General features: G+C 34.5%; 17 protein-coding genes, 1 tRNA gene and 2 pseudogenes. 4 read left to right on the forward strand and 16 right to left on the reverse strand.

What is annotated here, in order from left to right; translation table 11 throughout:
- Positions 1-137: 137 nt before the first annotated feature.
- From GQ593_RS04510 to GQ593_RS04535, 6 genes are all read right to left on the reverse strand, one after another.
- A complete protein-coding gene (locus tag GQ593_RS04510) occupies positions 138-1,352 on the reverse strand; it encodes an STY4528 family pathogenicity island replication protein (RefSeq protein ID WP_160430935.1) in 1,215 nt (404 codons plus the stop codon).
- Between the two features lie 5 nt (positions 1,353-1,357).
- Positions 1,358-1,957, reverse strand: coding sequence for an STY4526/YPO1902 family pathogenicity island replication protein (locus GQ593_RS04515; protein WP_255458431.1), 600 nt, complete (start codon positions 1,955-1,957; stop codon positions 1,358-1,360).
- A gap of 23 nt (positions 1,958-1,980) precedes the next feature.
- The gene (locus GQ593_RS04520) at positions 1,981-3,630 is read right to left on the reverse strand and encodes a ParB family protein (RefSeq protein WP_160430938.1); all 1,650 of its coding nucleotides are present in this window, start codon (positions 3,628-3,630) and stop codon (positions 1,981-1,983) included.
- A 16-nt stretch (positions 3,631-3,646) separates the two neighbouring features.
- Positions 3,647-4,978, reverse strand: coding sequence for a replicative DNA helicase (locus GQ593_RS04525; RefSeq protein ID WP_160430939.1), 1,332 nt, complete (start codon positions 4,976-4,978; stop codon positions 3,647-3,649).
- A 41-nt stretch (positions 4,979-5,019) separates the two neighbouring features.
- The gene (locus tag GQ593_RS04530) at positions 5,020-5,916 is read right to left on the reverse strand and encodes a ParA family protein (RefSeq protein WP_160430940.1); all 897 of its coding nucleotides are present in this window, start codon (positions 5,914-5,916) and stop codon (positions 5,020-5,022) included.
- A 53-nt stretch (positions 5,917-5,969) separates the two neighbouring features.
- Positions 5,970-6,046: transfer RNA gene (locus GQ593_RS04535), tRNA-Ile, on the reverse strand.
- A 205-nt stretch (positions 6,047-6,251) separates the two neighbouring features.
- Here GQ593_RS04535 and GQ593_RS04540 point away from each other — a divergent pair.
- Positions 6,252-6,611: a DUF4156 domain-containing protein gene (locus GQ593_RS04540; protein WP_160430941.1), complete on the forward strand. Its 360-nt coding sequence runs from the start codon at positions 6,252-6,254 to the stop codon at positions 6,609-6,611.
- A gap of 73 nt (positions 6,612-6,684) precedes the next feature.
- Here the strand turns inward: GQ593_RS04540 and serC are convergent, their stop codons facing one another.
- The 6 genes and pseudogenes from serC to GQ593_RS04570 all read right to left on the reverse strand — a co-directional run bounded on the left by serC (position 6,685) and on the right by GQ593_RS04570 (position 14,413).
- Positions 6,685-7,770: a 3-phosphoserine/phosphohydroxythreonine transaminase gene (gene serC, locus GQ593_RS04545; protein ID WP_160430942.1), complete on the reverse strand. Its 1,086-nt coding sequence runs from the start codon at positions 7,768-7,770 to the stop codon at positions 6,685-6,687.
- A gap of 160 nt (positions 7,771-7,930) precedes the next feature.
- Positions 7,931-9,304 carry an argininosuccinate lyase gene (argH, locus tag GQ593_RS04550; protein ID WP_160430943.1) on the reverse strand — a complete coding sequence of 458 codons (1,374 nt, stop codon included), beginning with the start codon at positions 9,302-9,304 and terminating at the stop codon, positions 7,931-7,933.
- Between the two features lie 214 nt (positions 9,305-9,518).
- Positions 9,519-10,736: pseudogene (locus tag GQ593_RS04555) on the reverse strand (argininosuccinate synthase); the annotation flags it as partial.
- Positions 10,737-10,840: 104 nt separating this feature from the next.
- Positions 10,841-11,620 carry an acetylglutamate kinase gene (argB, locus tag GQ593_RS04560; protein ID WP_160430944.1) on the reverse strand — a complete coding sequence of 260 codons (780 nt, stop codon included), beginning with the start codon at positions 11,618-11,620 and terminating at the stop codon, positions 10,841-10,843.
- A gap of 78 nt (positions 11,621-11,698) precedes the next feature.
- Complete coding sequence (gene argC / locus GQ593_RS04565) at positions 11,699-12,709, reverse strand: N-acetyl-gamma-glutamyl-phosphate reductase (protein WP_160430945.1); 1,011 nt, start codon at positions 12,707-12,709, stop codon at positions 11,699-11,701.
- A 240-nt stretch (positions 12,710-12,949) separates the two neighbouring features.
- Entirely contained in the window at positions 12,950-14,413 is a 1,464-nt protein-coding gene (locus tag GQ593_RS04570) for an aminoacyl-histidine dipeptidase (protein ID WP_160430946.1), read from the reverse strand.
- Between the two features lie 146 nt (positions 14,414-14,559).
- On the opposite strand from GQ593_RS04570, the gene gpt reads away from it, so the two are divergent.
- Genes gpt through proB form a run of 3 tightly spaced genes read left to right on the forward strand, consistent with a single transcriptional unit; the run spans position 14,560 to position 17,531 of the window.
- On the forward strand, positions 14,560-15,096 hold the full coding sequence (gene gpt / locus GQ593_RS04575; RefSeq protein ID WP_091346754.1) for a xanthine phosphoribosyltransferase: 537 nt from the start codon (positions 14,560-14,562) through the stop codon (positions 15,094-15,096).
- Positions 15,097-15,119: 23 nt separating this feature from the next.
- Complete coding sequence (locus tag GQ593_RS04580) at positions 15,120-16,376, forward strand: alpha/beta hydrolase (protein ID WP_160430947.1); 1,257 nt, start codon at positions 15,120-15,122, stop codon at positions 16,374-16,376.
- A 27-nt stretch (positions 16,377-16,403) separates the two neighbouring features.
- Positions 16,404-17,531, forward strand: coding sequence for a glutamate 5-kinase (gene proB, locus GQ593_RS04585; RefSeq protein ID WP_160430948.1), 1,128 nt, complete (start codon positions 16,404-16,406; stop codon positions 17,529-17,531).
- A gap of 232 nt (positions 17,532-17,763) precedes the next feature.
- Here the strand turns inward: proB and GQ593_RS04590 are convergent, their stop codons facing one another.
- From GQ593_RS04590 to GQ593_RS04605, 4 genes and pseudogenes are all read right to left on the reverse strand, one after another.
- Positions 17,764-18,045 carry a hypothetical protein gene (locus tag GQ593_RS04590; protein ID WP_160430949.1) on the reverse strand — a complete coding sequence of 94 codons (282 nt, stop codon included), beginning with the start codon at positions 18,043-18,045 and terminating at the stop codon, positions 17,764-17,766.
- Positions 18,041-18,301 (reverse strand): annotated as a pseudogene (locus GQ593_RS04595) (transposase); the annotation flags it as partial. The gene GQ593_RS04590 and the pseudogene GQ593_RS04595, both read right to left, overlap by 5 nt.
- Positions 18,302-18,507: 206 nt before the next feature.
- The gene (locus GQ593_RS04600) at positions 18,508-18,972 is read right to left on the reverse strand and encodes a DUF4279 domain-containing protein (protein ID WP_160430950.1); all 465 of its coding nucleotides are present in this window, start codon (positions 18,970-18,972) and stop codon (positions 18,508-18,510) included.
- Between the two features lie 625 nt (positions 18,973-19,597).
- Positions 19,598-19,966, reverse strand: a complete 369-nt coding sequence (locus GQ593_RS04605) for a hypothetical protein (RefSeq protein ID WP_160430951.1) — start codon at positions 19,964-19,966, stop codon at positions 19,598-19,600.

Raw genomic sequence — 19,966 nt, forward strand, 5'->3', positions numbered from 1 at the left:
GATTAACTACTCAGCTAGCTGTTGCCCCCCGTAACAGTAAATTAACCACTCAGCTAGCTGTTACCCCCCGTAACAGTAAATTAACTACTCAGTTCACTGTTACCCCCCGTAACAGCAAATTAACTACTTAGTTCACATTAAGGATTAGCCTCACATAACATGTTTTTTAATGGATTCAAGAGTTGTTCTATTTTTTCTTTGCTAATCATCTTCTTCTCAACAGTTAAGATTCTTGAAATTTCCTGTTTGCTAGAATCCTCATCTGCTGTGGTCTGATTACTCGTTGAAATGAGGTTATATTCACCTCGAGCGGCTTTTTGTATATTTGTTACAAGATAAGCAGTCATATTTTTAATTTTAGTGATATCTTTCATCGAGATAGTTTTTAATACACTATTGGCAATTTGTATGTCTAAACTATTTTTATTTATCGCACTGATAACATCATTCAATCCTTGAATACCAAGATTAGCTTTAATATTGTCTGGAACATTTAAATCTAACAAAACATTACTATTAGTAGTAGTACTACTATATAAACTACTACTAGTAGTACTACTAGAGGAATCATAACATAATGATTTTTTAGGTGGTTTCTTTTTGGAACTTAGTGAGTTTAGGCTTAGTTCACTTTTGGAACTTAGTTGTTTTTCACTTAGTTCCTTTTGGGAACTTGGTGCTTTTTCACTTAGTTCCTTTTGGGAACTTAATAAATTTTGTAAGTGAGTGAGTAACGATGATGCAATATTATTAAATTTGTAATTTATATTGCTTTCATTTTTTGAATCGTTAATGTGCAAGAAAATGTTTTTGTCAGATTGAGTGCTTTTATTGACATATGTCTTGATTAGATTATATGCCAACATCGCTAATGATTTTGTAATGCTACTTTTATTTAACAATGATGTTAAAATGTGTATAACACTGTCATCAATAATCTTTTCAAGAGGCAGTGCTGTATTATGAAGAATATAAATATTACCCATAATTTGACCATTACTACTTCTAATCATTCTAAATGACAACCAGCCTGATAAAACTAATCTAGAAAGTATTTCTCGTACAGTTTTTCTAGACAATGTACCGCCTAGGTTCCCCCACAACTTTTGTAAATTATCGTAAGTTGGAAAGTAGTTATTGTGCCTGTATTTTTGTAATTCAATATACAACCGTTGCCAAGCATATTTATCTAATGATGTAATAGAATCATCTTCTAATAATGCACGAGGCATTGAGTCATATTGATGACCTGCAAAAAACATGGCAATCTTTTCATCAGAAGAAATGCTATTTGTTTTCTGCTCAACTAATGCATTACGTAATACGCTAATTTGATTTTCAAAATCTACCATAATATTTACAAACTATTTGAATTAATTAATGGCTCTAGCTCTTTAATTACCGATGTTAATGTTAAAGGCTCAGTATTATCATCGCTCATCATCGAAACATGTTGAGTAATATCCATATAAACTAATAAACGATTCAAATCATCGTTTATTACAATATCTGGATTTTCATTTTTTTTAAGCTGCCATTGTTCCCAAATAACTATTTTTTCGGCTTCGTCGGGTTTCCTAAAACGCCCCTTTGATACAGTTAAATCCTTTAGTTTTCTGGAACAACTAATATCAGATGTTGATAACCCAAAATATTTATTTAAAATTTCTATAGATGCGCCAAGTGAATGTGCTTTGTCAATAATATGGCTTCTTTCTTCAAATTCTCTTGCTCTTGCAAGTACAACATCAAATAATTTTGTATCTATGGTAACTTGAATCAATAGTACGGGTGAGTTTGCAATATAAGTAACTTGTGAATAACTCAATTCTTTCATTTGTTTTAAGTGTTCAATTGTAAATCCCATTTCAATTAATGAGTGAATCTTTCCTTCATTAATAAAATTATGAACCATGTTCAGGATCGCCAAATTTATATTATTACTGACACTTACCATGATATGCCCTATATTTCCTATATTTAATGTTGTTGATTTAAAAACTCGTTATAAACTCGGAACAATCGAATAATTCGTAAAAATTTAATCACTAAAAAATCATTGAATTCAGTGATTAAATAATGCATACTAATCAATTCCTCTGTCTGTTTTGTAAGTAATGATAATAATAGTTTATATGCGGTGCGTTTTTTGCTATCTACTTCATCTTCTGTAGTGAGAGGATTAAATGCAATAATGGGTAATTTTGATTTATCTTTATCGTCAATTGAAAATGCAAAAGATTGGTTATTGATGCCTAGCTCATCAAAAATATCAAGTACATGCCCTGCAATATCTCGAAAAACATATTCATAATTAGTGGCCTCTTCAGGCAGTTTCCAAATATCTAAAATAGGTGTTCTTTCCGTTTTCCCATATGTATTTAAATTAGCACTGAGACTATAAGCATGTGGATTAATTTTAGTTAAATCAGTACTTTTAATTATGTCTTCCATCACTAATTTAACATCAGCCCCGTCATGTACAGTAATCTCACCACTAGGTAAAACAGTATAAGAGGAACTTACAGCAGTTTCCAATTCAGGCTCATCATCGGATATGATTGTTGGATTTATCTCTCTTTTTAATGAAATTGGGTCAACTTTAGTTGATTGTTGGCTATTAACATTAGTTTCTGATGAAATATCCTGTTGCAATTGACCTTTTAATGTTGGAACAACTTCCAATTTATCTTCCCCACCTTGTCCAGCATTGGCCTCATTTTGGCTAACATCAATTGGCGGCAAGTTTTTCTTTATCCCTTTATGGTTTTTTTCCTCTAATTCAAATTCAAAAAGCTGATAGCTAATTCCCAACAATTTCGCAAAATAACCAAACATCTCGTCTTGTAAACGTTCATAACTAAATAATTCTGGCTCATAATCAAATTCACTTAATACTAAATTAAAACCTTCAACAAAAGCATTGTCGTCATCATATTTTTCTGAACGTTTATATAAATCCCAACATATACTTCTTAACATTAGAATTTTTTCAATTTGATTTCGACTCAATCCTAATTTCAAAATCTCAGGGATATGAGGATACAAATAATCAACTGTATTAAGCATTTTTGTGATTAATACATAAGAAATAGGATATCCGCTATTTTTTAACCGTTCACTTAACTCTCGTGAAGATAGTTGTTTACCTACTTCTTCTTCATACAAAACTTTACTCTTTGAAACACCCAATGCTTTTTCTATAAATGTATAATCACTACGAAGGCCATTTTCAGTTAAATGTCCAACAATAGATTTCAGCTCTCCGCCCCAAGGCCTGAAAATACAATTAATTGTATAAAAACGTTTATCACCAGTTTCTTCATACAGCTCTTTCAAAATTTGTAATCGTGTATTTCCCCCATCTGAAATTACATAGCCCTCTTCTCCTGGTATTTTTGTAATTGCAGGAGCATGATCAAGTCCTTTTTTTCGAATAGATTCTTTAATATCTTCATATGATTCATTTTTTTTCAGGCGTGGTAATACCTGACTAGGTCTTAATTCGTCAAGATTGACCCGCATAGGCATTTCATTCAATGTAATTTTAGTTGTTGCCCTATCACCGTCTGGGAAACCTGTAGACATACGTTCACGCATAACATCAACAGATGATTTTTGTTCTACCATAATATTAATATTTTCCTTAAACTAAATTTTGATAATGCATGTATGGCCCATCAAATTTGACTGCTACTTTACCTGTAGCAGCATTACGAGCTTTGGCCACAATTAATTCACCAGTCCCTCTAGCTTCACTGTTTTCGTTATAGACTTCATCTCGATATAACAATATTACTGTTGTAGCATCTTGCTCAAGACCGCCTGATTCTCTCAAATCAGACAAAAGAGGATGTTTATCAGAACGAGATTCAACTGATCGGTTTAATTGTGAAAGCAGAACTAAGGGAATATTGAAATCTTTACAATGAATTTTTAGCTGTCTACTAATATTGCCCACTTCAACAGCACGATTTTCACTGTTTTTTTCACCTGATGACATTAACTGCACATAATCAACTGCAACAAATATTGGTTGACCATATAAACGTGTATAACGCTGAACTTTACGCCTAAAAATAGCTGGAGTTAAATACGCATTATCATCAATAATAAGAAACTTTTTTAACTTCAATAACATTGCAATCGCTGCAGAAATTTTTCCATAATCACTATCGTCAAGATTTTTATTCTTTATATCGATAAATGGTACATGAGCTAATGTAGCTAATAATCGCAACATCAACGATTGTGCATCCATTTCTAAACTAAAAACAAAAACAGGTTGTATAGGTAAATTAGGATTATCATTAAGAGCTATTATGTGATTGTAAATCAATGAAATAAGAAATGCTGTTTTCCCCATAGATGGTCTTGCTGCAACAATTGTTATTTCTTTTGGTTCTAATCCACCTATTTTATAATCTAAATTTTTAAAACCTGTTGGAATAAATGGGTTGTGTTCTGTTTCTAAGAAATTCATGACATTAGTCAATAATTCAGGTATACGTTGTTCATTTTGATTTTCTACATCGTGCCCAAGTTGAAATAGTTCTGATTCAGTTTGTGCTATAATCTGATTACTGCTGTCTGAATTACTAAATGACGCTTTTGTGAGATTTTTTATCAATGTCTTTGCAATATTATTTGCACTACGAGCTTTTGTATAATTGCGTAAAATTGATGCGTAGTGTTTAAAATTTGTTGCTCGCGGTGTATCTCTACTCAACTCAGCTAAATATGCTAACCCTCCGCAATTTTTTAGTTGTTCTTCGGAAAGAGCCTGAGATACAGTCAGAATATCAGCATGCTTACCTTCTTGAATTAAAGAAACTGTAGCATTAAAGATCAATTTGTGTTGTGGTATATAAAAATCATCCACATTTATTTCAAATGTATCATCAATACAGCTATTATCGATTAATAATGCACCTAATACTGATCGCTCAGTATCATTAGAATAAAATTGCTTATTCATATAATCACCTTGTTATTTATTGTGAACAGAAATAAAAATGATTAATGAGCAATTTCGGTTTTCATGAATGCATCAAATTGTGGCTGGTACCTGGGCAATAGGTGTTGACACAAATAATAAATATCGTCTTTGATACTTTGAGCCTGGGCTTTTGTTATTTTGTACGGATGTGCTACTTTATTTGTTGGTTCGGTATAATGTTGAAATGCTGCAATACCGAGGGATGCGGCAACTTTGTAACTATTTTTCTTTTTAATATCTTTATCTAAAACAGTAATTTTAAAAGGTAATGGTGGCAGAGCATTGATTTGTTGATTAAAAAGTTCTTTTATACGATGACAATCATTATTTTCTTCTACTCGATTAAAAAACGTATAAACGGGAGGTAATTCTATTCCGTAGTCAGTGAAAGGAATCAAACTTCTAAATAAATTAGAAATAGTACCCCGTAGATATTCTCGAACGCCTGGCATGGAAGGATCTAGCGGAGATAAAACCACATCAGAAGCAAGTACTGCCATGTTAACAGTTGGATCAATTGTTCCGACCGTATCAATGACTATCACATCATACTCACTTTTGAGAAGTTTTAAGCATGATTTTAGACGGATAATACCATCCGCCGAAGCGTTTAAATGTGAAACGATTTCTTGTCTAACGCTGTTTGATGACATAACATCTAAATTTTGTGTTGTTGTCGCAGATATTAGTTTATCTAAATCTGTTTCATGCATTATAAGAAACTCATAAACGCCATATGGAGCTTCTTTTTGCAATGGAAAATATGAACAAGCTGTAGGCTGCTCTAAGTCAAAATCCAGTAATAGTGTTTTTAACCCAGAATGAGCTATAAAAGCAGCAATATTAACTGCTGTAGTAGATTTGGTAGAACCGCCTTTAGTATCGGCTATAGTGATCACTGTTGCATTTTTTTTCATGATATTAACCCTTAAAAAATTAAAAATTTATTAAACATTAAAATCATGATTGATGGTGGCCCCTACTGGACTTGAACCAGTGACCAATCGATTATGAGTCGACTGCTCTGACCAACTGAGCTAAGGGGCCATTTGGATGTGCTACTGAGTTAGTAGGGTTATGATTATAATAGAGTTGAATCAAATTTGCTATAGTTAATTAATAAAATAGGTTGGTTTGATTATTTCTTAATCTGTAATTTATTGGATTTTATGCGAGTTTAATTACTTATATTTTTTGTTTAATTAAACTGATACAATAATTTGGTTTATTATTTATTGGTTGAGGAAATGTTATGTCTCTCAAGAAATTATTATTTATTAGTGTTGCGATGTTTGCAACCTTGCTTTTAGGTGCTTGTAGTGGCTCTAAATATCAACCGACTTCTGCTGGTAGTCAAGTTCAGTTTATTGATACTAAGCCTGCGGCTTCTTGTCAGTTATTGGGTAAAGTGGAGGGGCGTCGCAGTAGTTTCTTTTCTGGCCTTAAAACTCATAGCGAGCTAATTCGCGATGCAGCTTCTGAGCTGATGAATAAGGCTGCTGCAATGGGGGGGAATGTGATTTATAACGCACAAGATACCTCTATGCAATATATTTCGGATATTGCGCCAACAGATGCGGTTATGGTTGGTGATGTTTATAGTTGTAAATAAGGCTAGTTAAATAAGAAAGGGAGCTTTGCCTCCCTTTTATTGGTATTAATGAATTGTAATATCTTGAGTTAATTTAACCATTTTGTTTTTCAAATTGCCGCATAAAATCAATTAAATAATTCACGCCTTCTTGATCCATCGCGTTATAAATGGATGCACGCATTCCACCGGCAATACGGTGACCTTTGATGCCAATAATGTTAGCTTGAGTTGCTTCGCTTACAAATTTTTTATCTAGTTCTTCATTTGGCGATAAGAAAGTGACATTCATAATTGATCGATTCACTGTTGAGACAGTATTTCGATAAAAATCGGATTGATCGATAAATTGGTATAGCAATTGTGCTTTGGCTTGGTTTCGTTGCTGCATTGCTTTTAGTCCACCAAGGCTTTTTATCCATTTAAATACTAAGCCTGACATATACCATGCAAATGTAGGTGGCGTGTTAAACATGGAATCGTTGTCCAATAAAATTTTGTAATCTAATACTGATGGTAGGATTTTTTGCGCATAACCAATAAGATCTTCACGCACAATAACAATGGTAATGCCTGATGGACCAATATTTTTTTGTGCACCAGCATAAATAATGCCATATCGGCTTACATCAATAGGTTGTGATAATATGCATGATGATAAGTCAGCAACCACGGTTTTATTGTCAAAGTTGGGCTCTTCAAAGATTTGAATCCCGTCGATTGTTTCGTTTGGGCAATAGTGTACATAGGCGGCATTATCATTTAATTGCCATTCTGACATAGGTTTGATAGCTGTTAGTCCATCTTGTTTGATAACAACATTTTGTTCATTAATTTGGCAATATTTGCTAGCTTCTTTGGCTGCGCATTGGCTCCAATAACCGCTGTTGATATAGTCTGCACTAGTTCTCTTACCTAAGATGTTCAATGGAACTGCGGCAAATTGTGCTCTAGCACCACCTTGGCAATAAAGGATTTTATAATTATTAGGGATGTTTAAAATTGCACGCAGGTCGTTAGAGGCTTCAATAGCACATGCATCAAAATCTTTACCTCTATGGCTTAATTCCATAACTGATGCGCCTGTGTTACGCCAATTTAATAATTCAATTTGAACTTGCTTTAATACATCAGCAGGCAATTTTGCAGGACCTGCACTAAAGTTATAACTTTTATTCATTACGATTCACTTTGATCCATTCAAAAAAAGAATTCTATTTTTACACTGTATGGACAGATATACAATCATATTTTTTGTAAAAAAGTTTCAGAAAACTATATGTTTTAGTATAAAAAACCGGCGAATGCCGGCATGGTTGTAATTAGATTGATATAGGTGATTATGAAAGTTGTTGCTTGGCAACTTCAATCGCTGATTTCACCTGCTGTGGTGCAACGCCACCTTTAGCACAACGTTTAGCTAAGCATGATTCTACCGATAATATTGGATAGACATCATTATTGATCACGGGGCTGAATTTTTGTAGTTCTGCAAGCGAGAGTTCTTCGAGTGCTTTTTGCTTTGCTATCGCATCAACAACGGCTTCGCCAACAATGTGATGAGCTTCGCGGAATGGTATGCCTTTGGCAACTAAATAATCAGCAAGTTCGGTTGCATTTGAATAACCTTGTTTAGCGGCTTCTTGGCAGTTTGTATAGTTAATGTTGATATCTTCTAACACTAGTGTGGCCATATCTAAACATTCTTGCCAAGTGTCGAGCGCATCAAATAGGTGTTCTTTGTCTTCTTGTAGATCTTTATTATAAGCAAGCGGTAAACCTTTGATAGTCATGAGTGTTCCCATTAGAGCACCCGTAACCCGCCCTACTTTGCCGCGAATCAGTTCTAATGCATCGGGATTCTTTTTTTGTGGCATGAGTGAAGAACCTGACGTAACGCGATCTGATAACTCAACAAAGTTGGCTTCGCCACTGTTGAAAATAATAAGATCTTCAGCAAAACGCGATAGATGTACCATGCCTATTGAGGCGTTATTTAATAATTCAACAATATGATCACGATCAGACACCGAATCTAAACTATTATTAGTTGCTCGAGCAAACCCTAACCAATGCGCCAATTGCTCACGATCCATTGGATAGGCGGTTCCGGCTAATGCACCTGAACCTAATGGGCTAACGTCTAAGCGTTTTAGTGTATCTTGTAAGCGACTGACATCACGGCTAAGCATTTCAAAATAAGCTAAGCACCAGTGAGCAAAAGTAATTGGTTGAGCACGTTGCAAGTGGGTGTAACCGGGCATAATCGCATTTTGATGCTGTTCGGCAGTTATAACCAGAGATTGTCGCAAGTGATTAATCGTACTAATTAAATAAGGAATCTGATCTTTACACCATAGTTTTAAATCGGTCGTTGATTGGTCGTTACGGCTTCGGCCTGTATGTAATTTTTTACCTAAATCGCCAATTTTTTCGATCAGTTTTTGTTCAACCCAACTGTGTATATCTTCGGCATCACTTTGTAAAATCTGTTTGGGATCTTGTTGAACCGAAATCAGTAATTCATTTAAGGCTTTTTCTAATTTTTTTTGTTCATCATAAGATATAACGTTAACCGTCACCAATGCTTTTGACCAAGCAATTGAACCCATGATATCTTGCTCTGCAAGACGATAGTCAAAGCGTAATGAATCATTAAAATGCTTAAATCGTTGATCTGCTGCTTGACTAAAACGTCCTCCCCATAATGCCATAATTACCTCAATATTATCTTCAATAATTGCTTAAATAATTTAAATTTTATCAAGAATAAAAATAATATATACAGGGTTTAACCTGTATATATTTATTATTATCACTTTTTTATTTGCGCATTAGCGTTTACTTTTTCGTTTTTGTTGTTGATTTTTTAGCTGCTGTTTTTGTGTTAGTGGCGGATTTAGCTGTTTTAGCTTTTTTTGCAGGTTGTTTTTGCTTTTCTTCATTTAATGCACGTATACGTGATGATAACGAGAATAGACGAATAAACCCACCAGCATGGCTATGATCATAAACTTCATCTTCACCAAATGTGGCAAACTCTTCGCTGTATAAGCTATTTGGTGATTGCTTTTGTACCGCAGTCGCATTACCTTTATAAAGTTTAACCACTACTTCGCCTGTCATATCTTGCGCTAAAACTTCGGCTGCGGCTTGAATTGATCGACGATATGGAGCAAACCAGCGTCCATCGTAAACAACGTATGCCATTTCTAAACCAAGTTGTTCGCGCCATTTAAAGCTGTCACGATCTAAGATTAATTGTTCTAAACCGCGTAATGCTGTCATCATGATTGTGCCGCCAGGCGTTTCATAACAACCCCGTGATTTAATGCCAACTAGGCGATTTTCAATAATATCAACTCGTCCAACACCATGTTTTGCACCAATTTTATTTAATGTTGCAACACAGTTGTAAGGTGATAATTTTTTACCATTGACTGAAATCACTTCACCTTTTTCAATGCCAATGGTCACTAATTCTGGTTTGTCTGGCGCTTCTTCTGGCGAAACAGTCCAAGCCCAGCAATCAGCATTAGCTTGGTTCCATGTGCTTTCTAACACGCCGCCTTCTGTTGAGATATGCCATGCATTTTCGTCACGACTATAAATTTTTTCAACGGTTGCAGTAGTTGGAATTTTACGAACTTTTAAATAATCAATTAATGCTTCACGTGAACGTAGATCCCATTCACGCCAAGGTGCAATCACTTTAAGTTGTGGCGCGAGTGCAGTATAAGTGGTTTCAAAACGTACTTGGTCATTACCTTTACCCGTTGCACCATGGCATAATGTATCAGCGCCAACCTCTAGCGCATATTCCACTTGTGCTTTAGCAATAATTGGACGAGCCATCGAGGTACCAAGATAATAAGTACCTTCGTATAAAGCCCCTGTTTTTAAGACGGGATATACATAGTCTTTAACAAATTCTTCTCGTAAATCAACAACTTTACAAGCAACTGCACCCGATGCTTTGGCTTTTTTTTCTACATCTTTTAATTCTTTTGGATCTTGACCTACATTAGCAACGAATGCATAAACTTCACACCCGCCATAATTTTCTTTTAACCAAGGAATAATCGCCGATGTATCCAAACCGCCTGAATAAGCCAATACAACCTTTTTTGTTCCACTTTTTTTCATGCTACACCCTTTCTAAATTAACTTACGGTAAAAAATGAGTTAGAGACCTTTACTTTAAATTGTTAAATATAGCTAACCAGTTTAATATAATATCAGCTTAATATTTAAGCAATAATTCTTGTGCCTGTTGTACCTGATTGGCCGTTAAATAATTGAATCAGTTGGTCAGACTCTTTCCAACTAGCAATTGCAATCGGTCGTCCTAAAGCTTTGGCAGCTTCAAAAGCGGAATTGACTTTTACGACCATACCCTCTGTAATAATACCTTTGGCAATCAGCTGATCGGCTTGTGATTGCGTTAGTGATTCAATGCGTTGCTTGTTTTCGTCAAGTACGCCAACCACATCAGATAGCAATATCAAGTCAGCATTTAAGGTTTTAGCTAGCGCGACCGCAGCATGATCAGCATTGACATTCATCATTTGCCCTTCTTCAGTGATACCAATCGAGCTGACAATGGGTAAGTAACCAGCATTAACAAGTAGGTTTATTAATGTAGGATCGCCGGTTTTGGCTTCGCCAACATAACCAAGATCTTCCGAAATTTGTTTGACTTCTACACTATTACCATCAGCTAAGCAGAGTCCTACACTGGCTATTTGCTGTTTTTTAGCTTCTGATAATAAAGTGGTATTGGCACTGCCAGCAAGGCTACCGACAATAACGTCGATTTGGTCAGCAGGGGTGACTCGTAGTCCATTTCGACGTACCACAGGTAAAGAGAGTCTATCCATTAATGAATCGACCACTGTACCACCACCATGCACAATAATTAATGACCGCTGAAAATTCTTTTTATATTCACTAATAACAACAAATAACTTACTTAGGGCATCTTTGTTATCAAGTAATACGCCACCAAGTTTTATAATTAATGGTTTCATTTTAGTTTCCTATGAATTTAACCTACTGCTAATTTGTTCAAATTTTTGTACAGAATTTAAATATAATTTCATCCATTTTTATAATAATGATGTGGTTTCATCAAATCCATATCGAATGTTCATACACTGCACTGCTTGTGCTGCTGCGCCTTTTAATAAGTTGTCTTCAACAGAAATTAATATTAAATGGCGATCTTTTAATACAAAGCCAATATCGCAATAAGGCAAACCAATGACAGATTTTAATGCCGGCCAATCTTTTTGATAGACTCTGATTAAAGGTTTCTTTTGGTAATATTTATTTAAAGCCGTAAGAATATCTTGTGATGTTACGCCTTCTTTTACTCGGCAAGTTATAGTGGCATGAATACCTTGTTTAAAACTACCTAAATGAGGTGTAAAGATCACTTCTTGCCCTAAATGTGTCGCAATTTCGGGTTGATGGCGATGAGTAAATAACCCATAAGCATGTAAGCTCACTTCGCAAAATATATTATTATGCGAAGGTTTTCGCCCAGCACCACTCACACCACTGACGGCATTAATGACAGGCCATTGTGAATTGTCTAGTAATTCTTCTTTAATTAATGGTTTAAGAGGTAATTGCGAAGCGGTAGGATAACACCCTGGTACTGCAATAAGTTGAGCACTTTTGATTTGTTCACTATTCCATTCAGCTAAGCCATAAACGGCCTTGTCTAACCATTTTGGATGTTGGTGGGTAAAGCCATAATAATCAGTATAAAAAGTGGTGGAATTGACTCTAAACGCACCAGATAAATCAAAAACGGTACAGCCATGTTCTAAAAAGTAAGGGGCGATATCGTGACTAACGGCATGTTCAGTAGCTAAAAAAACGATATCGACATCATTAATATAAGCCGAATAATCTGCAGTGGCTATAAGTGGTAAATCAACAACACCTTTTAACTGGGGATGTAAATCGTAATCAGAAATAAGCTTACCACCATCTTGGCTGTTTTCTGATACTGTTAAAGCAATAAGTTCTATATGCGGATGCTTATGTAAATAATAAGCTAATTTTGCACCGGCATAACCACTTGCTCCTACAATAATGGCCTTTAACATACCTATCCTTATCTATTTTTTATACAATTATTTGTATATAGTAGGTTATTTATAAGGCTATTACAAGTGTCAAAATGAATTTTTATTCACTTTTTATGAATTTAATTTCATTTTTGTTTTTTTTAGGGATTTTTTCTTACTATTTTAAATAAATCTAATTTATGATTTTATTTTCTTGAGTAAATACAAGCAAACAACTTTAGATACCTACCGATAAAGATCGGCAGGCAACGCGGTAGATTATTTTAAAAGACTTGCTGATTTTAATATCGCTACTAATAATTCCCAATAACGATAAACACTTTGAATATTGACCTTTTCATCTGGAGAATGTGGCGAAACAATCGTTGGCCCAATTGAAATCATATCCATATGTGGATAACTTTGCTTAAATAGACCGCATTCAAGCCCAGCATGAATCACCATTATTTTCGCTTGCTGAGAAAAAATTTCGTGATATTTATCTTTGGCCAGTTTTAGTAATTGTGAATCTAAATTAGGTTCCCATCCTGAATAACCACCACTTATTTCATAATTGGCATTCACGAGTTGGCTAAGTGATATCAATGTTGATACAACAGCATCCTTAGCACTATCGACTTGAGAACGAATTAAAAAATGGGTATTAAATTGGTTATCTTCAATACTGACAATACCTAAATTAAGTGATGTTTCAACCACACCATGAAGCTGATCACTCATTCTAACCACACCATTAGGTGCTGTATTTAACCAATTAATGATCTTATCTTGATGTTCAGTGGTTAATATGCGTTTTACTTTATTGGATTCAACCTCTGATAATGTTATTTCAATAGCGGGTTCTACATGCCCTAACTCATTATGTAAAATAGTTTTATATTGCTTGATAATAGCCTCTAATTTAGGTAAATCCTGTTTGTTTAGCGTAATTTCAGCAAAGGCTTCTCTTGGAATAGCATTACGTAATGATCCACCTTTGATATCGGCTAATCTAAATGAGACATCTTGCGCATATTGCGCTAAAAAGCGAGCCATTAATTTAATTGCATTACCACGACCAAGGTGAATATCACAACCTGAATGGCCACCTTTTAACCCTTTAAGCGAAATGCTCATATAACAATCATGTTTTTCAGGTATTACTGCATAAGTAATAGAAAAAGTCGATGTAAAGTCAACACCACCAGCACATCCAGTAAATATTTCACCTTCGTCTTCAGAATCTGTGTTAATTAAATATTGGCTTTTTAGCCAATCTGGTTGTAAACCAAAGGCGCCATGCATACCCGTTTCTTCTGATACAGTTACCAATACTTCAATTGGTCCATGTTCAACTGCTGGATCAATTAAAACAGCAAGCGCAGATGCAAGTCCAACTCCGTTATCTGCACCTAATGTTGTACCTTTGGCTTTTACCCATTCGCCATCGACATAAGCTTGTATTGGGTCGGTTAAAAAATTGTGACTAGTGCCTTCGTTTTTTTGTGGCACCATATCCATATGTGCCTGTAATGCAATCGACGGGCACGCTTCCATGCCTTTGGTCGCAGGCTTTGTTAATAAAATATTACCCACTTTATCAAGTTTGCAATCGATATGATGAGTATTGGCAAAATCGACAATATATTTGGTGATCATTTGTTCATGGTGAGATGGGTGGGGGATTTTACAAATATCATTAAAAATCTGCCAAACAAATTTAGGTGTTAAGGTAGAAAGCATAATATAACCTCAATTATTAAGTAAGTAATAAATTAATGAGTGGTTTTTTTTAACTAATCACTCTATAATAAGGTGCAATTTTACATCTATTTTTAGTCCATTAATATTTATTTATTCGTACATTCGATTAAAATTGCAGGTTACACATGTCAACAGAACAAACTTTATTAACAGAACAAGAAATCCAAGCAAAAAAACAACACAAAGCAGAACTGATTGCTGAAAAGAAAAAATTCAATGTCACTTGGGAAATGTTACAATCCTACGGTCGCCAACTTTCAGAACGCTTATTACCTGCTAACCAATGGAAAGGTATTATTGCTGTTAGTCGTGGTGGATTAGTTCCGGCAGCTATCTTAGCGCGTGAATTAAGTATTCGTTATGTCGATACGGTTTGTATTTCAAGTTACGATCATGATCATCAACGCGAAAAACTAATATTAAAACAGGCCAATGGTGATGGAGAAGGCTTTATTGTCGTTGACGATTTAGTCGATACGGGTAACACCGCTCATACTATCCGCGAAATGTATCCAAAAGCACACTTTGTTACTATTTTTGCAAAACCTGCAGGTAAACCACTTGTTGATGATTATGTTGTCGATATCGCTCAAGATACTTGGATCGAACAACCTTGGGATACTGGAGTGATGTTCGTTAAACCAATTTGTGATCATAAATAATCAATAGGGAAATTAAAGTTGTTATGGCAACTACCGAAAATCTAACGGCACAGATATTCAAACCACAATTTGATTATCCTGAAACTTCAACACTCATAAATCGTATCGATAGTAGTGATGGCAGTAGTATTAGTGCGTTAGATGGTGAAATTGATTCAAGATGGTATCGTATTATTAATCCCATTTTGTGGCATTGGCGTGGTTTGCCTAAATTAGAAGCTGAAGCGGTTTTATCCAAAATTGCCGCTTCAACTAGGCATCATACAAATGATAACTGGTTAGACACCGTTGTTGGTTATCAATCCGGCAACTGGGTTTATGAATTTTTAAACCAAGCAGCAATCTGGCAAGCTAAAGCAGAATCGATTGATAAAACTAATCTTACCAATGAAGATAAAAACAATTTACTCAATTATTACCTTATTGCTAGTGAATTTTCAAGTATCGCCAGTTATCCTCATTTTAAAAATGATGAACTGGCAATGTATGCCCAAACTTGTGCTTATCAAGCTTATACTAAAGCGCTTAGTTTTTCCCCTCTTTTGATTAAAGAGCTTGAATTTAAGGTTGATAATCGTAGCGTCAAAGCAATTTTGCATCTACCAAAAACTGAAAAAGTTTGCCCTGTTGTGCTAATCTGTAATGCATTAGGTAATTTGCAGATCGATTACTATCGTTATTTTAGTGAGTTTTTAGCCCCACATGGATTTGCTATGTTAACTGTTGACTTACCGACAGTTGGGTATAGCCGTAACTTTGCTTTAACACAAAATAGTAGCCAAATTCATCAAGCTATATTAGAGCAATTATCCTCTGTGCCATGGGTTGATGATCATCGTGTTTTTGTTGCAGGCTTTCGTTTTGGTTCGCATATTGCTACACGTTTGGCCTATTTAATGCCAAATAAAATAAAAGGATTGTTTAACTTCACTCCATTTATTCACCAAATTTTTGTTGATAATGAGCTGCAAAAAAATCTACCTAATAGCTACAAAGATATGCTCGCAAGTCGCTTGGCATTACCTTCGATATCCAATCAGCAATTAGCGGCAGAACTGAAATACTTTTCACTAAAAAATCAAGGCCTTTTAACTCATGCTTGCCATGTGCCAGTAATGAATATTATATTTGAGGATGATAAGCTAAGTAATCTTTGTGAAGCAAAATTGATTCATTCAATTAAACAAAATAAAATAGTAACAGTGTCTAAAAAACAGTTACAAACCAGTTTGCATCAAGCGTTTACTCAATCAGTAAAATGGATGGAGTCTATTTTATAATTCACGATTAAAAATAAGAGCAATGTTATGATCAATAAAAAACAACAAATTGTTGTTGTTAAATTAGGTACCAGTGTGTTAACTGCTGGCTCAAAACAACTCGATCGGGCACGAATAGTTGAGCTGATAAGGCAATGTGCATGTTTACATCAAGATGGACATAAAATTATTATTGTTACTTCTGGCGCAATTGCAGCAGGTCGTGAATACTTAAACTTCCCTACTCTACCTAATACTGTTACATCAAAACAATTGCTTGCATCGGTTGGCCAAAGTAAATTAATACAGCTTTGGGAACAACTGTTTTCTATCTATAAAATCTATATTGGCCAAATGTTACTTACCCGTGCCGACCTTGAAGATCGTGAACGATTTTTAAATGCGCAAGATGTGTTAAAAGCCATGTTGGATAATCATATCATTCCGGTCATTAACGAAAATGATGCTGTTGCAACCGCCGAAATAAAAGTTGGAGACAATGATAATTTATCAGCGCTAGCAGCAATTTTAGCCGAAGCTGATAAGCTGATTTTATTAACCGACATTGAAGGACTCTATACAGCCGATCCAAGATCAGATGTAAATGCCAAGTTAATTCACGAAGTAGATCACATTGATGATAAATTACTAAGCATTGCTGGTGATAGTGTTTCAGGGCTTGGCACTGGTGGTATGACAACAAAACTACAAGCAGCAAAAGTTGCTGGTAGTGCGGGTATTGAAGTTGTGATTGCGGCAGGAAACAGAGCCAATGTGATTATTGATATTATCAATAATCACCCTGTTGGTACACGATTTATTGCTCAAAAGACACCATTAGAACATCGAAAACACTGGTTATTTGGCGCACCTAAAGCAGGCAAAGTGTTATTAGATGATGGTGCTGTTAATGCGATTTTAAATAATGGCAGTTCGCTATTACCTAAAGGTATTCTAAAAGTTGAAAAGGACTTTTCGCGCGGTGAAGTTATTGATATATGTGATAGCTTAGGCAAACATATTGCTCGAGGTGTTAGCCGTTATAACAGTGATGCTTTAAGACAAATTGCAGGGCATCATTCGCAAGAAATTTACAAAATTATTGGTTATGAATATGGTCCTGTTGCAGTTCATCGTAATGATATGATAATTAATAAACAACAAATGAGGAAATAAACTATGGGTTTAGCTATTGAAGGCATAATTGCCAATTGAAGTACTGTATTGATATTCTATCTTAGCTCATTGGAAAAAGATGAGGCATCTCAAACACTTTTACCATTTGCTATTATTTTTGCATTCATTGCTATTTTAGGATTAATTATTGCAACAGGTAATAAAAAAAAACAGAGGGCATATTAATTCAAGTCTATAAGTTTTAGATAATTATCTACTTTATCTACCAAAATCATGAATATACAATAGTTGAACTTATTTCTTTGCAAACTACTTTAATCCAGATTTCTCCCGACTCCATTATTAATGTTTCTGATTCTATTTTTAGTAATGCGATATAAGAGCCAAATAATTCCTCTTCATTCAATTCATTTCTGCATTTAAACTCCTGCACATTCTTACAATGAATTTTACCTAAAGAATACCCATCATAAGTACTGCATATGTCAAAAATAAGATCATATCCCAAATTACTAAACTCAATAATTGCTAAACATATATCTTCATATTTCATAATCCGCTAGTTGTGATAAATATTTGAAAATATCAACTAATATTCCTTTTTTAGACCACAAATTAAATCGTCTATAGACGGTGCTCCATTCACCAAACTCTTCTGGCAAATCTCGCCAAGGAATACCGGTTCTCATTCGGAAAAGGATCCCTTCAAACGTCATCCGATGCTCGGATTTATTATAAACTCGGCCGGTATTTCTCATTATTTGTAGTAGCTTTTCCCACCGTTTATCTGTTAGCATTGTTCTTGGCATGATGAATCGAGTTATGGTTGTTTTTTGCAGAATTATTATAACTCACATCATGCCGTCTAAAAAATAATCACGAAAGATCAACACGCCCTAGTGACAGTATTAACTATCACTTTTTAATAACTAATACTCTAATATAGGCTAGGATTGTCAGATTAAGTTTGAGCTACTACACATTAATAATAAACCATTGCCAATAAAATATCAGTTTACTCATCATTGACAAAATATATGTCAAAACTACATTCCAAATTAAGTCTACTCATTATTTTCATTTGTTCTGGCCATAATACAGGTCCACCATGACCAGCCAATGAACGCCATACACAATCAATACCCATAGTCACATTTTCATATGTCTGTAATTTTTCTAACGCATCTTTACATGGTGATATTTTATTTAGTAACCAATCTAAATGTTCTCTTAAGTCTTTAGATGTAATATAACCTTTTGATGATAAAAACCATCCAGAAGTTTTAATCTCTCTAATTCTTCCGATACGATTAATACTCTTCGTTCCAATAATATTTTTTTGCGTTGGTTCAATTTTCAAAAGTTCAGTTATCTTATCAGGATGAATATCATTCGGGTATATTAACAATGTCACATAACATTCATCACAACTTAGGTATTTTGGAGATACAGGAGTTCTCCTAGAATTTATTGAAATCATTTTAAATAGTCTCCAATATTACCTATAACTTTTCCATTCGAATTAATATAATCAACATTATCTAAAATGCTCCCATGATGATCATTTCGTATATTATTATCTTTTTTGAGCGATTCAAGTGTAAATACCTCCATTCGCGTTTGTTAATATTTTGACCAAAATATTTATTCAGAGCATTTGCTATACTTTGATTTAATGTATTACCCCCACTTTGTAAAACTTTAGGAACTCTACCACTTGCACCAACACTAGGAGGAACTGGTAATGGTAATTCTTCTACATCCTATTGCTTTCGCCGCTTCATACATATCTGCTGCTCTGCCCATTAAAGCTAACATTAAACCTGACTTTTCGTAACTGTACTTTTCTTTGTATACCGTTTTCGCCTTGTAGCAAGAAACGCAAAAAAATGTTTTAAAAAATTAAATAAAAATCAATACATTTACTTACCAATAGGTACTCGACCAGCATTCACTCTTTCTAAATTTGTTCCTTTAATTATTTTCCATTTACCTGTCCAAGTTATCGTGGTAAAAATCGAGTACAAGAAGTTAATTATTTAACTTGCGTATCAGTTCTAAAAACAATAAGTGAGATCTCTGTTAGTTAAGTGGAGATTTCATACTTAACCATGATTGATATATATTGCATCAGCTTTTGTTGGTACAATATTTTCCCAATTCATGATGAGTAATATATCAATAGCCATTTTTCTCATCTTTTGCCACTCAGCACTTTCACAAAGTGCGTCATTATTCCAATATTGAATATTAGTGGCTCCACTTATAGATAACATATAATCATCTAATTTTTTTACTGCTAGTTTTTGTTCTGATGTAAGAGAAGATGCTACTAGAGGATCATTAAGTTCATCTAAGGCCATCTCCCACTCAGCTGCTAATTCATCAGCTATATTTACAAAATCAGGAAATAAACTCTTTTGTATTTCACAAGGTTGTGCTATTGCCTGAGTTACCCATTTAATCTTATTCAT

The organism is Gilliamella sp. Pas-s25, from assembly GCF_009795885.1.
Lineage (GTDB): Bacteria > Pseudomonadota > Gammaproteobacteria > Enterobacterales > Orbaceae > Gilliamella.